This is a genomic window from Aneurinibacillus sp. Ricciae_BoGa-3, from assembly GCF_028421645.1.
Taxonomy (GTDB): domain Bacteria; phylum Bacillota; class Bacilli; order Aneurinibacillales; family Aneurinibacillaceae; genus Aneurinibacillus_B.
In genome coordinates, this window is record NZ_CP116887.1 from 2435111 (window position 1) to 2449340 (window position 14230).

Annotated in this window: 14 protein-coding genes and 1 riboswitch; of the genes, 11 read left to right on the top strand and 3 right to left on the bottom strand. The window is 42.6% G+C overall.

Annotated elements, in window-relative coordinates; genetic code table 11:
- Positions 1–5 precede the first annotated feature (5 nt).
- The 4 genes from PP175_RS12380 (at position 6) to PP175_RS12395 (ending at position 5861) form a co-directional block, all read left to right on the top strand.
- Positions 6–1040 (top strand): alpha-ketoacid dehydrogenase subunit beta, encoded by a 1035-nt coding sequence (locus tag PP175_RS12380; RefSeq protein WP_272443090.1) that lies wholly within the window; start codon positions 6–8, stop codon positions 1038–1040.
- 35 nt (positions 1041–1075) lie between these two features.
- The gene (locus PP175_RS12385) at positions 1076–2314 is read left to right on the top strand and encodes a dihydrolipoamide acetyltransferase family protein (RefSeq protein ID WP_272443091.1); all 1239 of its coding nucleotides are present in this window, start codon (positions 1076–1078) and stop codon (positions 2312–2314) included.
- A gap of 15 nt (positions 2315–2329) precedes the next feature.
- On the top strand, positions 2330–3709 hold the full coding sequence (gene lpdA / locus PP175_RS12390; RefSeq protein WP_272443092.1) for a dihydrolipoyl dehydrogenase: 1380 nt from the start codon (positions 2330–2332) through the stop codon (positions 3707–3709).
- 271 nt (positions 3710–3980) lie between these two features.
- Positions 3981–5861, top strand: coding sequence for a sigma-54-dependent Fis family transcriptional regulator (locus PP175_RS12395; protein WP_272443093.1), 1881 nt, complete (start codon positions 3981–3983; stop codon positions 5859–5861).
- Between the two features lie 52 nt (positions 5862–5913).
- Here the strand turns inward: PP175_RS12395 and PP175_RS12400 are convergent, their stop codons facing one another.
- Positions 5914–6216, bottom strand: a complete 303-nt coding sequence (locus PP175_RS12400; protein WP_272443094.1) for a hypothetical protein — start codon at positions 6214–6216, stop codon at positions 5914–5916.
- A gap of 345 nt (positions 6217–6561) precedes the next feature.
- Here PP175_RS12400 and PP175_RS12405 point away from each other — a divergent pair, with 345 nt between their 5' ends.
- The 4 genes from PP175_RS12405 to PP175_RS12420 all read left to right on the top strand — a co-directional run bounded on the left by PP175_RS12405 (position 6562) and on the right by PP175_RS12420 (position 9355).
- Positions 6562–6882: an ArsR/SmtB family transcription factor gene (locus tag PP175_RS12405; RefSeq protein ID WP_272443255.1), complete on the top strand. Its 321-nt coding sequence runs from the start codon at positions 6562–6564 to the stop codon at positions 6880–6882.
- A gap of 45 nt (positions 6883–6927) precedes the next feature.
- Positions 6928–7950: an LLM class flavin-dependent oxidoreductase gene (locus PP175_RS12410; RefSeq protein ID WP_272443095.1), complete on the top strand. Its 1023-nt coding sequence runs from the start codon at positions 6928–6930 to the stop codon at positions 7948–7950.
- Positions 7951–8078: 128 nt separating this feature from the next.
- Complete coding sequence (locus tag PP175_RS12415) at positions 8079–8969, top strand: DMT family transporter (protein ID WP_272443096.1); 891 nt, start codon at positions 8079–8081, stop codon at positions 8967–8969.
- Positions 8970–9037: 68 nt separating this feature from the next.
- A complete protein-coding gene (locus PP175_RS12420; protein WP_272443097.1) occupies positions 9038–9355 on the top strand; it encodes a hypothetical protein in 318 nt (105 codons plus the stop codon).
- A 116-nt stretch (positions 9356–9471) separates the two neighbouring features.
- Here PP175_RS12420 and PP175_RS12425 read toward each other — a convergent pair whose 3' ends face one another.
- Positions 9472–9798: a YckD family protein gene (locus PP175_RS12425; RefSeq protein WP_272443098.1), complete on the bottom strand. Its 327-nt coding sequence runs from the start codon at positions 9796–9798 to the stop codon at positions 9472–9474.
- 151 nt (positions 9799–9949) lie between these two features.
- Between PP175_RS12425 and PP175_RS12430 the strand changes: the two genes are divergently transcribed.
- On the top strand, positions 9950–10798 hold the full coding sequence (locus PP175_RS12430; protein ID WP_272443099.1) for a deoxyribonuclease IV: 849 nt from the start codon (positions 9950–9952) through the stop codon (positions 10796–10798).
- A gap of 62 nt (positions 10799–10860) precedes the next feature.
- Here PP175_RS12430 and PP175_RS12435 read toward each other — a convergent pair whose 3' ends face one another.
- Entirely contained in the window at positions 10861–11409 is a 549-nt protein-coding gene (locus PP175_RS12435; RefSeq protein WP_272443100.1) for a hypothetical protein, read from the bottom strand.
- Positions 11410–11603: 194 nt separating this feature from the next.
- Here PP175_RS12435 and PP175_RS12440 point away from each other — a divergent pair, with 194 nt between their 5' ends.
- Together PP175_RS12440 and PP175_RS12445 are read left to right on the top strand one after the other, a co-directional pair.
- Positions 11604–12140, top strand: a complete 537-nt coding sequence (locus PP175_RS12440; RefSeq protein ID WP_272443101.1) for a hypothetical protein — start codon at positions 11604–11606, stop codon at positions 12138–12140.
- A 271-nt stretch (positions 12141–12411) separates the two neighbouring features.
- A riboswitch (glycine riboswitch) is annotated at positions 12412–12531 on the top strand.
- A 104-nt stretch (positions 12532–12635) separates the two neighbouring features.
- Complete coding sequence (locus tag PP175_RS12445; protein ID WP_272443102.1) at positions 12636–14003, top strand: alanine/glycine:cation symporter family protein; 1368 nt, start codon at positions 12636–12638, stop codon at positions 14001–14003.
- Positions 14004–14230: the final 227 nt, after the last annotated feature.

Consider the following 14230-nt stretch of genomic DNA (forward strand, 5'->3'; position numbering starts at 1 on the left):
TGATAATGACAAGACAATTGAGCATGTCAGCTGCGATTAATGAAGCGATCAAGCTCGCCATGAGAAAAGATGAAAACGTCATTTTGCTGGGGGAGGATGTGGCGGGTGGAGCAGAAGTTGACCACCTACAGGATGAAGAGGCATGGGGCGGGGTCTTAGGTGTTACAAAAGGGTTAGTACAAGAATTTGGCCGTGACCGAATTTTAGATACCCCCATTGCGGAAGCAGGTTATATGGGTGCGGCTATGGCCGCCGCTTCAACAGGCTTACGGCCAATTGCTGAGTTAATGTTTAATGATTTTATCGGAAGCTGTTTGGATGAGGTGATGAATCAAGGTGCAAAGTTCCGTTACATGTTTGGAGGGAAAGCACAGGTACCTATCACAATTCGCACGATGCATGGGGCAGGTTTCCGGGCAGCCGCTCAACATTCCCAAAGCTTATATGCGCTATTTACAGCGATTCCCGGGCTTAAAGTGGTGGTTCCATCCACTCCTTATGATGCAAAAGGTTTGTTACTTGCTGCTATCGAAGATAACGACCCTGTGATTTTCTTTGAGGATAAAACCCTTTATAACATAACCGGGGATGTGCCAGAAGGATACTATACCATTCCATTTGGAAAAGCGGAAGTTAAGCGCGAAGGTAAAGATTTAACAATTGTAGCCATCGGCAAACAAGTTCATACGGCTTTGCAGGCAGCTGAACAGTTAGCAGCAAAAGGCATCCAAATTGAAGTGGTAGACCCGCGCAGTTTATCACCACTTGATGAAGAAACGATTCTTTCCTCTGTTGCCAAAACAAACCGGCTAATCATTATTGATGAGGCCAATCCGAGATGCAGCATTGCCACAGATATATCAGCTTTGGTTGCAGACAAAGGATTTGATACGCTCGATGCACCGATTAAACGGATTACTGCACCACATACACCTGTGCCATTTTCACCACCGTTAGAAGATATTTATCTTCCTACACCTGAAAAAGTTATCAAAGTGGTTTCTGAATTATTAGGGGAAGCGTTCCCTCTAAGTGTATAAGAGAACCGAACCAGAACGGAAAGGAGAGAAACGGTATGGCTGTAGAAGTTGTGATGCCAAAATTAGGAATGGCGATGAAAGAAGGCACAGTGGCGTTCTGGAATAAGAACGTTGGGGACCCGGTTGAAAAGGGAGAAGCCATTGCGAGCGTCAATTCGGAGAAAATTGAAATTGACGTTGAATCTCCGGCGGAGGGTACAGTTCTAACTATTACAGTACCAGAGGGGCAAGGCGTCCCTCCTGGTACTGTAATATGTTATGTCGGGAACCCAGGTGAAGAAGTAATCACGAACGAGGTCAACGTACAAGAAAACAAAAAAGAAAGCGAAAGGAACGAATCTACAAGTAACCTTGGACCATCAACTCTGCCTGTTAACCAGGATAATGCTAGATTAAAAATATCTCCTGTCGCCCGGAAAATGGCACAGGATGCCAATCTTACACTTGACAATATCCAAGGGACAGGACCAGGAGGGAGGATCACAAAGGAAAATGTGGAGGAAGCCATTAAAAGATCCCAGTCAACGGTATCAACATCCAGACAAAAAGAAGATCATGTAGTTTCCCCTGCGCAATTGGAAGAAAAAAAGAAACAGGTTCCGGTAAGCGGAATGCGAAAAGTTATCACGTCGCGGATGCAGGATAGTTTACAAAATAGCGCACAATTGACAATTACGATGAAGGCTGATGTCACAGATTTAATCGCAATGCAGAAACAAGCAAACTCAATGCTTGAAAAGCGGGCTGAAATTAAACTGACAATGACAGACTTTGTTGCCCGTTCCGTCATCCTATCACTAAAAGAGCATCCGCAAATGAATAGTGCTTTTGTTGAAGACACTATTCATATATTTGAACAAATCCATCTAGGTATGGCTGTTGCTTTAGAGAAAGGGCTAGTCGTCCCGGTGATCCAACATGCTCATATGTGCACAGTACTAGAGTTATCCCAACAAAGCAAAGAGCTTGCCGCACGAGCCAGACTAGGACAACTGACAAATGAAGAAATGCAGGGTTCTACTTTTACCATTAGTAATCTTGGAGGTTACGGAGTAGAATTCTTCACTCCCATCTTAAACCCACCTGAAGCAGGTATTTTAGGAATCGGTGCCGCCTTTGATAGTCCCATATATATGGATGGACAAGTGACGATAAGAAGCATGCTGCCACTGAGTCTAACTTTTGATCATCGGATCCTTGATGGAGCTCCGGCTTCAGCTTTTTTAAGAACAGTAAAACAATATCTGGAACAACCGTTGATCATGCTCTTGTAGAAAGGAGGAAATTCGTTGACATCAATAGCGATTATTGGAGGCGGCCCTGCTGGGTATGTAGCGGCAATTACCGCCGCCCAGCAGGGAAAAAAAGTCACCCTCATTAATCAAGGGCCACTTGGAGGGACCTGCTTAAATGAAGGCTGCATGCCAACCAAGTCTTTATTGCAAAGTGCTGACACATATGAGCGCGTGAAAAAGGCTTCACAGTTTGGTATCAACTTGCCATCTGGAACCATTGGCATAGACTGGGATGTAGTACAAGAGCATAAAAACCGAATAGTCGCCACACTTGTTCAAGGCATTCAATATTTAATGAAGAAAAATAAGATTCAAGTCATAACTGGAGAAGCTTCTTTTTTAACAAGTCATCGATTGCGTATAAAAACCGATAAATCGCTGGAAGAGGTCCAATACAGTCATATCATTATTGCTTCAGGTTCGGAGCCGATACCTCTGCCATTCGCACCTTTTGATGATAAGTGGATCATCCATAGTGGCCAGGCAATGTCGCTTCCGTCCATTCCTTCTTCTCTTGTGATTATAGGCGGAGGGGTGATAGGATGTGAATTTGCAAGCATCTACAGCCGAATGGGAACGAAAGTAACCATAATTGAGATGGCGAAACAACTGCTCCCGGGTGAGGATGAAGACATCGCTTCTGTGTTACATAAGGAGTTGGCAAATCACGGTGTTAGAATCTATACTTCTACTGCTGTAAAAGACTTGAACACAGAAAAAAGGACCGTATTAATAGAAAACAACGGAGACATCCAGGAGATTGAAGGAGAATATGCACTAGTGTCGGTTGGTAGAAAACCAAGAATAACGAATCTAGGGTTAGAGAATATTGGGATTGATTTTTCCGGAAAAGGAATTAACGTTAATGAGCGAATGCAAACGAGTATTCCTTCTATCTATGCCTGTGGTGATGTTATCGGAGGAATCCAGCTTGCCCATGTTGCTTTTCATGAGGGAACCGTTGCTGCGTTAAACGCGTGTGGGCATGACAAAAAAGTAAGTTATCAGGCGGTTCCCCGATGCATATATACCTCTCCTGAGATAGCCAGCGTAGGCATAACGGAGACCGAGGCAAGACAACGTTACGGTGATATTAAAATAGGTGAGTTTCCTTTTTCAGCAAATGGAAAAGCTTTAATTTCCAACGAACGGATTGGAAAAGTAAAAGTAATCGTAGAACCTCAATATAATGAAATCATCGGTTTTTCGATCGTAGGTCCCCATGCTACAGAATTAATTGGCCAAGGGGCCGTCATGATGCAAGCGGAGATGACAACAGATTTTATCGAAGGGATGATCGCAGCACACCCGACACTGTCCGAGTCCTTACATGAAGCTTTACTAAGTGCCGCAGGGCAAGCTATACATGTTTAAAAAATCCCTGCTCATAAAAAGTTTTATTCAAATAGGAATTCAGTAGAGCTTCGCGTAAACTTCGCGAAGCTATTTATTTTAATATTTCTAAAAATAACAAAATATTTTATTGAAAGCGAATACATAAGTCTACTATAATAATGAAATGAACCCCGATTTAAAGGCCATTTCAAGAACTGCCCTATATGACTCTCACTACCGTATAAACAACAAGTAGCTGTCTCAAATCAATATGGAAAGTGTTTAAGCCGAATGATTAGAGGAGGATCTTATGTCCGCAACTATTTGTTATTTAAATACTTGGAAACGATTTGTAAACGAAGGAGTTCTTGATTCGGCCCGTTTAAACAATCGAATTACGGAATCATGGTATCGCTGCAAAAAAGAACAGGTAAATCCCTATTTAAACAAAGCCCAGCTTGTCTTATCAGGCGACTTATTGAGCATACAGAAAGAAAAAAACGCACAGCTATTAGATGCAGCGACATCCCATTTTGCTAGAATGAGCCCGGCTATTATGGAAGCAGGAATGATGGCCCTCCTAGTTGATGCAGATGGATATGTACTGTCCTTGTCAGGAAACTACAGAACACTTGAAGAAGCCCGTAAAATAAATTTTATTGAAGGTGTACGTTGGACAGAGAATGAGGTCGGCACAAACGCAATTGGAACGGCTTTACAGACACGAGAAGGAATTATGATTAACGGTACCGAACATTATTCCATTGCTTCCCACAAATGGAGTTGTGCAGCCATGCCTATTTTTAACGAAGAAGGACAAATGCTTGGCGTAATTGATGTTTCGTGCCCAGTTGATCGTTCACATCCCTTTATGCTTGGCATGGTTGCCTCTATTGCCTATGCGATCGAGCGGGAAATAGCCTTCCGTTTCTCTAAAAGGGAACTGGCGCTCTTTGAACAATCCGTAGAATTAGCAGAGGCCCATAGTAATCAATTTTTTGTTGCTTGTAACCATAAAGACGTTATTATTGCCGCTAGCAAATTAGTCCGAAATAAAGTTCCTCAATCAATTGGTATGAGTGTCCATGAATTTTTACGAAACGGGTATCGAATTGAAACGCAAACCCCTTTGCGCTTGAAAGAAGACAGTGCAATAATGGGAAAATGCGTGTTTTTAGCAGAACAAACGCTATCTAACAATATGATTTTTCCTGTCTTCTCCCCTGAACCTTTTTATTTTAGGGGAGAATTAGGGGTAAGTGAATCGTTTCAAGCTACGATTAAAAAAATCAAGCTGGTTGCACCTACAGATTCAAATGTGTGTATAACCGGGGAAACAGGAACAGGGAAAGAGTTAGTTGCGCGCGCCCTTCATGAGAACAGCTCCCGTAAAAATGGGCCATTTATTGCTCTTAATTGCGGATCATTACCAAAGGAATTAATGCAGAGCGAACTGTTCGGTTATGTTGAGGGTGCTTTTACCGGGGCAAAAAAGCGGGGATATAAAGGAAAGTTTGAACAAGCTAACCAGGGGACGATTTTTTTAGATGAAATCGGTGAAATTCCGCCTGCGATGCAGGTGGCGCTTTTGCGTGTGTTACAAGAGCGAGTGGTGGTTCCGATAGGGGGGACAAATGAAATTCCTCTAGATATACGTATCATTACCGCGACACATCGTAATCTTGCCGAGCTAGTAAATAAAGGGCTTTTTCGACAGGACTTATATTATCGTCTCAATGTATATCCAATAGCCTTGCCATCATTGCGTGAGAGAAAGGAAGATATTCCGCACCTTGTCCGTTATTTCTGCCAAAAAAATAACTGGAATATTCCATTTACGGATAAATTAATCAATCCATTGAAACAACATCACTGGCCCGGAAATATACGAGAATTATTAAACACGTTGGAACGCATGCATATTTTGCTTTCAGATGGACGAATGGAGTTAAACCAATTATTAGACTCATTATTTGTTGTTGAGACTGTTCAAGAATCTGATTCACCATCCCAAGGAGAACTTAAGGAAATGGATGATGTAGCACCCGAACTTAAAATACGTGAGAAAATTCAAAGGCAGTTAATGTTGGACGCATTAAAAAAGACAAAAGGAAATGTTACAGCAGCCGCAAAATTTCTAGATATTCCAAGGAGTACTTTTTACAAACGACTTCAGAAATTTGGATTATAGCGCCGATAATGAAGAAAACCACCGATTAAGGTGGTTTTATATTTCTTTTTGTTTAAACTTTCCATGTATATTTGGATAAATTTAACCTATTTTCGCTGTTTTCCCACAAATATTCAGACACTGCATTTGCAATCTCTGCCGGCTGATCTCCTTTATACACCATATATTGGCCATCGTATTCCCAGCTCTCTTCAGTTAACCGCATTCTTTCATGTGTAGATGCTTTATATCCTATTCGGGCCACAATTTTTGCCGGCGGCATCTCGCCCGTTCTATTGCCTGAAAACGAATAGACTCTAAACCACATTATACATTGCCCGGTTGATGAAAGTATCTCAAGCCAATCCTGCATCATTACTACCTGCCTTTTCACTTTCATATTTCTTATCTTTTTCTAGCCTATTTTTGTAAGGCAGAATTTGTTCATCTCGTCGCAAGTTTTTTTTAAAGAGGCTTCCGAAAACAAATTTATGAGTGTTTCCATGACAATTCGATGATAAGGCTTTGCTTTTTGTCATGCATACATAGTTGACTTTACGCGAACAATAAAATAGCATTTATATATCGTTATTTTACGATATAGCGATTTTTCGATGTGTTGGATGTTTAAACGTTGATCGATACCCGTCCAACTATTTTTACTCTATAACATTGATGGGCTTGAAAGGGGGGAGCGAAGTTGAATGAGGAACTACCTGATATGGATGACAAAAAAGCGGTAGAAATCTGTAAGGCCCTTTCTAACCAGATAAGAGTAAACATTATTCAAATGTTAAAAAATCCCGAACAGAACTTTTCAGCCCAGGCACACATTGTGAAAGAAGAAGGATTTGAAGGAGGTGTGTGTGTAAGCGATATACGAAATAAAGCTGGTATATCCCAGTCTACCACTTCACAGTATCTTTCAATTTTACAGCAAAGTGGTCTGGTGGAGATGAAACGAATTGGACAATGGACTTATTATCGCCGCAATGAAGAAACGATTAAACAGTTTGAACAATACATTCGTGCAAAACTGTAAGCTTAAAAAAATACAAAACCAGTCTCAACGAAAGAAGATGAAAAAATGGCTAACCATAATAATAAAAAACAATTACGAGAAATCCCATTTTCAGTCCTGGATCTTTCGCCAATTGTAGAAGGGGATACTCCTGCAGACTCATTTCGAAAAACGCTAGACCTAGCCCGCCATGCTGAGAATTGGGGCTATAACAGGTATTGGCTGGCCGAACACCATAATATGCCTTTTATCGCAAGTTCTGCGACGTCTGTTGTCATTGCGCATGTGGCGGCTGGCACTAATAAAATTCGTGTAGGCTCAGGTGGAATCATGCTGCCTAATCATGCACCCCTCGTAATTGCTGAACAGTTCGGAACACTTGAATCATTGTTTCCAGGTCGTATCGATCTTGGCCTCGGCCGCGCACCAGGCACTGACCAGCGCACGGCCTTCGCGCTGCGCCGCGATCTTGGCAGCAGTGGTGAGGATTTTCCAGAGCAATTAGCTGAACTTAGAGCCTACTTCAATCCATCTTTAACTTCTAGAAAAACGTCAGTAAGAGCGATCCCTGGAGAGGGTTTAAACATTCCAATTTGGTTATTGGGCTCCAGCGGATTCAGCGCGCGGCTTGCAGGTCAGCTTGGCTTGCCATTTGCTTTTGCCAGCCACTTCTCGCCTAACAACACACTGCCTGCCCTCGAACTTTACCGCAAAAGCTTCCGTCCTTCAGAAGTGCTTGATGAGCCGTATGCTATGGTAGGTGTTAACGTTATTGCTGCCGATACAGATGATGAAGCTCGCATTCTGGCAACTACTTTGCAACAGCAATTCCTAAACCTAGTACGAAATCATGAAGTGCCGCTCCAGCCGCCCGTGGAAAATATCGATGACATCTGGAGTGAATATGAAAAACGAGCTGTAGAGCAGCAGTTGGGCTCCTCCATTGTAGGCGCACCTCATACAGTCGAAGAAAGACTGCAGAAATTTTTAGATGATACCCAAGCCAACGAAATGATGGTCATTTCCCAAATTTTTGACCACGAGGCGCGCCTTCATTCGTACGAAATTTTGTCGGATATCACCGATTAAAAAAGAGAGGGTGTGGTGAAATTTGCTTTGCCATTCCCTCTTCTAAACAATAGAAAATTATAGTAAAATTAAAAGCGCATTACGGTACATTAGAAACCGAAAAAAAGGTATGTAACGGAAGGGAAACGATGATTACCAACTATTTGTTACTTCTGATCCCGGTTGTCATTTGGGGAAGCAATTTTGTCGTAGGAAGCTGGTTAGTCGGCTATTTTCATCCTCTTATATTAGCAGCAATCCGTATATTATTTACCTCTTCATTCCTCCTGGGTTTTGCCTTTTTCACACACCGATTTGTTCGCATCAAAAAGAAGCAATGGGTATACCTTCTGTTGATCGGCTTTATCGGTACCATGTTAAATCAAACCTTTTTCTTTCAAGCCTTGAACTATACCAACGCTACAGAATCTGCTCTCATTATGTCGCTAGCTCCGATATGCACAAGTATTATGGGATACTTTTTTCTTAGGGAGCCGCTCACCGTCCGTATGATGGTCGGTTCCGTCATTGCTGTTTTTGGTGTTTATATGCTTGTACTGTTCGGCAAACAGCAGCTTTCTATAGGTTTGGGGGATTTGCTGGCAGCTGGCGCTATGCTAACCTTTTCTATCAGCTTAATTCTGATTCGTAAGCTTTCCCAGACACTGGGAGCGATGTCAACAACCGTTTACTCGACCATCTTAGGAGCCTGTATGTTCGTTCCTTTTGTGTATGTGAATGAACAACATATAATTATTGCTCATTCTTTCTGGCCCTGGATTTTAGCCGCCTTATCGGGTATTCTCTCACAGGGAGTTGGCGGGTTGATATGGAATCGCGGAATTTCAAAAATAGGAGCGTCTAAAGCTTCGATTCTACTGAACCTGCAACCGTTTGTGGCAATGATCGTGGGGTATATTGCGTTAGGTTTACCGATAACCCAATCACAACTAACCGGAGGGATATTGATCGTGTTTGGCGTTATTGTAGCAACGTTTCAGTTGCAAGCTCTTAAAAAAGAGAAGCAAATTAGTGCATAAAACAAAATTTCTTCCTCATATTATAAAGGTGCTTGATTTACCCACAAATAGCGATATGGGGAGGTTTTATGTTGACTATGCAAAATCAAGAAACCCATGCAACAGCACCAGCAAGAAATGAAGTGACCCAACAAACAACGAATTCGGTAACACAGCCAGCTACGACGGCACTGGGCCAATCAAATCCATTACAGAACCAGGCAGCCGATGCTGTTTCTCAAGCTCAAGCGGCTCTAAATCAAGCACTGGATACACTAAGTGACAGACAAGCAGCTGCAAACCCGCAGGCAATTAAAGAAGCTCAACAACAATTGAACCAGGCTGAGGAAAAGTTAGATCAAGCTCAGACCAATGCAATTGCATCAAATTTACCAGAAGTACGGTGAAGTTTACGAAATCAACAACGAACCATCCTATCTTTACTTACTTATCGCATAAACTCCCTGCTAAGAACAGGGAGTTTATGCGTGTTTTCGATCCAAGTTAATCAGCTATTACATGCCTATCGTTCGAGCTTGTTTCTTGATTTATCCCCGTGGGGAATAAATCCATTTTGCTCCATTCTTTTATAGCGTTTATCCATGTGGGACAGTATTTTGTCCCCTTTTTCTTCCGTTATAACGCCATATTGAACATATTTAGAAACCAGTTGCTTGCGCTTTTCAAAGAGATCTTTGTAAAGGGCAGCTAATTCGTTCTTCTGTTGTTGTGATAACTGCACTGTGGCTTTTTCCGATTGAACAGCTACATTTTGCGCGGCATGGATCGGCACTGCTCTCAACACGGTTAATGAAAGTAACGCAACAGTTAACAAAGTCGGTTTACGCATTGAAAAAAACTCCTTACATAATTTGATACCTTATTATTTGTTTTTCTTGTCTTTTTATTCCAATGACAAGCGCAACCCGGGTTTCTTCTTTGCATAGTCAACCTTGCTTTGATGGAAGGCTACAAGTATCAAACAATCGCAGGAGGAAAGCATGTTACTGGGGAGTCATTTAAGCATTCGAAACGGGTATCTGGCTGCAGCTAGGAGAGCAGAGAATATAGGGGCTGATTGCTATCAATATTTTCCAAAAAATCCACGAAGCCTGACGGTGAAATCATTTGATCAAAAGGATGCAGAAACATGCGCTGCATTTTGTAAGAAACACAAGATTATATCCGTTGCTCATACAACGTATCCAACCAATTTGGCAGCCATCGATCCAGAGGTACGGACCGCAACGCTGCATTCGCTCCGTAATGATCTTGATATAGTAGAAGCGTGTGGTTCAATTGGACTCATTGTTCACTTTGGAAAACACAAAGGCTCAGATCCGATAGAAGGATACAAGTTGATGATCGAATTGCTTAATCAATGTTTAAAGGACTGGACAGGTTCTGCCCAAATATTGATTGAAAACAACGCGGGGCAGGGTGTTCGTATGGGGACCACATTTGAGGAAATAGTACAGATTCGAAAGCTCACCGACTACCCTGAGAAAATTGGTTTTTGTTTAGACACATGTCATGCCTTTGCATCTGGATTATGGAGTGGAGATAATTGGGCTGATGTGGAAAAGAAAGGATTAGGATTAGAATTAGGCTACTTCGAACAGTTGAAGGTCATTCACTTAAACGACTCGGTATATGGAACGCAGTCGTATCGGGACCGTCATGCCAACATAGGGAAAGGAGAAGTAGGCGAGCAGGCATTTAGGGAGTTCTTATCCAGCCCCGCCATTCGTTGGATTCCCCTGGTGTTGGAAACGCCTGAGTTTAACTCTTACTCTCATCAAGATGAGATAAACTACATCCGTATCAAGTTGAAGAACAAAAGCGATTAAAGCCGCCACTGGCGGCTTTAACTCGATCAGGAAGAAAATATCCCCTGTTATACACTATATTCTTAGTTCTGCGCCGCTACTGGCTGCCCAGCTGAATCATTCGTGGCTGATTGTACGCTGATTGAATCTTCTGTCGTAGTTGAAGCTGGAGCAGCGGGAACTGGTGCCGGCGTAGTCCCGTTTTTGAGTTGTGCTCGAAGTGCCGCAATTTGATCGTAATCAACTTTAAGTGTGGCAAGAGCTGTTTGTGCTACATCGAATTTATTACCCGCAATAGCTGTTAACAGTGCTTTTTTATCCTTAACCTGCTTAACTTCAAGCTTTGCCAGCTGTACGCGAACTGCATTAGTATCCGGATTTATTAGCTGTTTTTTTGCTGCTTCTGTAGAAAGTTTTTGTTTTACAACAGAGTCAGCTTTTTTAAGCACCTGTTTTACAGCTTTTGCTTCCTTATTAACAACCTGTTTGATCTGTTTATCTACCCGTTTTTGTACGTTCTGAATGTAGTTTTTTTCTGCTTTTTTAAAACTGTGGTTCGGCGCTGCAAAAACCGCAGCTGGTGCAGTAAATAACGATACCGCTAATAAACCAGCAAGTGTCTTTTTGATCATAAAGTTTTCCTCCTTATGTAAAGAATATTTTTCCCTTCTAATTGTTTATCGGCAACTATTTAATTTCTTTATAGATAACATTCGCCTTTCCCAATCTCCCGCTATCATGCGGACGAATAGACTTTTGCTGAATAAGCTAAGTATGTGATTTGCAAAGACCAATTTTGAGAGGATAAACAAGGAGGAAAATAGTGGTGCAAAGCATCTTTTTAGAATTTACCCAGACGATTATCACTGCTATCATGGTGGGGATGGTTGGCGTACTGGTTCACAGCCTTTTAAAGAAAGTTGAGAGTATGGTGGCAGCCCACTCATCGCCAGACATGGCAGCTAAGGTAAATGCGATGCTTGATACGGTTGAGCGCCTTACTGAAGCTGCTGTACAGGACACTAATAGCCGGATTGTAATAGGATTGAAACAAAAAAACTTATTTACAACGGAAACAGCGAATGCTGTTAAAGTATCTGCAATTAATACGGTGCTGGAAAACCTTGGACCACTAAAAGACGAAGCGGTTGCACTACTCGGCCCAATCGAGGGTATTGTAGGACAGATGGTTGAGAAGTATGTACTAAAGTGGAAGGATCAGGTGAATCAAACCATCATAAATAGTGCTGCAGATCAAACTGCTCCACCTATCCCACAAGCGACTCCTGCATCCGTTGATCCAGCTGAACTCCCTGGCCAGACTTGGGGTGCACAATCGATGCCTGCCGAGCAATTAGGTTGAGTGATGAACCAGGTTATATGGCATTGTCCGCTGTGGGTTTTTTAACTTGTAATGCAGGGGGACACCTATTTAAGTCCAGAATATTTGGAGTAAATAATATTTTACGTTAGGCTTGATTTATTTCTTTAGAAGTGTCTAAAATGACTTATGTTAACTATATAGCATTCGGATGAACCATACAGGAGAAGATCCGCGATCTACCGATGGGGCAAAAAGCTGCTTTGGCTAGCTTTGAAACTCTCAGGTCTTGAAATCAAGTAGAACTGCATGGGGACGAATCTCTGGAGAGACTCCCTTCTGTCACCAAACGACACGGAGGAACAGAGCACCGAAGGAGCAAATCCACCAGTACAACGGATAATCTCTCAGGTAAAAGGACAGAGACAAGCGACAGAAAACCGGCGTAGCATCGGTTTATTTTTCTATCACTTGTATCTCCAGAGACCATTTCGTTAAATGAAATGGTTTTTTTATTTTGGGCAAAGGAGAATAGAGTTGGAGACGGTAAATCAAGCATTACAAACGATTAGTCATTATGTATGGGGCCTGCCTACACTGATTCTTCTGGTAGGAACAGGGATCCTCCTTACCGTGCGTCTGCGGGGTGTGCAATTCACTAAACTATGGTACGCCCACAAACTTGCATTTGGAAAATCCGATGACACATTGTCTGCTGGGGATATCAGCCACTTTCAGGCACTAATGACGGCGATGGCGGCGACCATTGGCACTGGAAATATTGCCGGGGTGGCAACGGCGGTATCCATAGGGGGACCGGGTGCGGTATTTTGGATGTGGATGACGGCATTATTTGGAATGGCGACGAAATACGCTGAAGCAATTTTGGCAGTAAAATACCGAATCAAGGGTAAAAATGGACAATTTTCAGGCGGTCCCATGTATTATCTCGAACGTGGTTTGGGCAAAAAATGGCTCGCGGTACTGTTCGCCATATTTGGGACAACGGCGTCATTTGGCATCGGGAATATGGTCCAGGCCAACTCGGTAGCTGAGGCCATGAAAATTAACTTTTCCCTATCACCCGCGGTGAGCGGTATTGTGATGGCTGTTTTTGTTGCGTTCGTCATACTTGGTGGTGTGAAAAAAATAGGCAAAGTCGCCGGCTATTTTGTTCCGGTTAAAGCCGCGTTTTATATACTTGCTGGACTACTAATCATCATGTACCACATCGATCAAATTCCAACAGCTTTATCCCTTATTTTCGCAGGTGCATTTAACGGAACAGCAGCTATGGGCGGCTTCATGGGGTCCACCGTTGCAGTAGCCATTCAAATCGGTGTCGCGCGTGGTGTATTCGCAAATGAAGCCGGTTTGGGAAGCGCACCTATTGCAGCCGCAGCCGCAAAAACGGATGTTCCGGCCAAACAAGCATTTGTATCCATGACGGGAACATTCCTTGATACATTCGTCGTCTGTACCATAACCGCTCTCGTATTGATTACAACAGGCGCCTGGAATTCCGGAAAGACAGGGGTAGAAGCGACGACGCTCGCCTACCAGTCCGTATTTGGCAGCACTGGAAGCATGATACTTGGAATTGCGATTGTTTTGTTTGCTTTTTCAACGATGCTGGGCTGGTCCTATTATGGTGAGAAGTGCGCTGAGTACCTGTTCGGTACGAGGGTTGTTCGCTATTACCGTTACATTTTTGTCGGGATGGTAGCAGTAGGGGCCAGTTTAAAACTTGGATTGGTTTGGACATTCGCTGATATCGCCAATGGACTAATGGCGATCCCGAACTTAGTCGGTTTAGTGGGGTTAAGCGGAGTCGTCGTGACAGAAACAAGACGATTCCTACAGAAAGATAATCCAAAGAGATCCCATGAACAAATCGCAAGTTGACTTAGTGAAAAAGGCTGTTTAGTGCTTATTTCCTCACTTTACGGCCTTTTTTCCCTACCTTATTATAAGTAATCTTAATAGCTGTAATAATATATATGTATTTTACTAATGCTATGACTTCGGGTAAAGTTGGATTACATACTTTTTAAGGAAGTATCTAGGCTGGGGGAGGCAGCGTAGAGGTAAATGAAAAATCGTCCAAAACGATTTTTTTTAAAAGGTTATGT

Coding starts and splice junctions, on each gene's coding strand:
- PP175_RS12405 (WP_272443255.1), top strand. CDS start 6,562: ATGGATGACAAAAAAGCGGTAGAAATCTGTAAGGCCCTTTCTAACCAG.
- PP175_RS12395 (WP_272443093.1), top strand. CDS start 3,981: ATGTCCGCAACTATTTGTTATTTAAATACTTGGAAACGATTTGTAAAC.
- PP175_RS12385 (WP_272443091.1), top strand. CDS start 1,076: ATGGCTGTAGAAGTTGTGATGCCAAAATTAGGAATGGCGATGAAAGAA.
- PP175_RS12400 (WP_272443094.1), bottom strand. CDS start 6,216: ATGATGCAGGATTGGCTTGAGATACTTTCATCAACCGGGCAATGTATA.
- PP175_RS12435 (WP_272443100.1), bottom strand. CDS start 11,409: ATGATCAAAAAGACACTTGCTGGTTTATTAGCGGTATCGTTATTTACT.
- PP175_RS12415 (WP_272443096.1), top strand. CDS start 8,079: ATGATTACCAACTATTTGTTACTTCTGATCCCGGTTGTCATTTGGGGA.
- PP175_RS12420 (WP_272443097.1), top strand. CDS start 9,038: ATGTTGACTATGCAAAATCAAGAAACCCATGCAACAGCACCAGCAAGA.
- PP175_RS12410 (WP_272443095.1), top strand. CDS start 6,928: ATGGCTAACCATAATAATAAAAAACAATTACGAGAAATCCCATTTTCA.
- PP175_RS12430 (WP_272443099.1), top strand. CDS start 9,950: ATGTTACTGGGGAGTCATTTAAGCATTCGAAACGGGTATCTGGCTGCA.
- PP175_RS12425 (WP_272443098.1), bottom strand. CDS start 9,798: ATGCGTAAACCGACTTTGTTAACTGTTGCGTTACTTTCATTAACCGTG.
- PP175_RS12380 (WP_272443090.1), top strand. CDS start 6: ATGACAAGACAATTGAGCATGTCAGCTGCGATTAATGAAGCGATCAAG.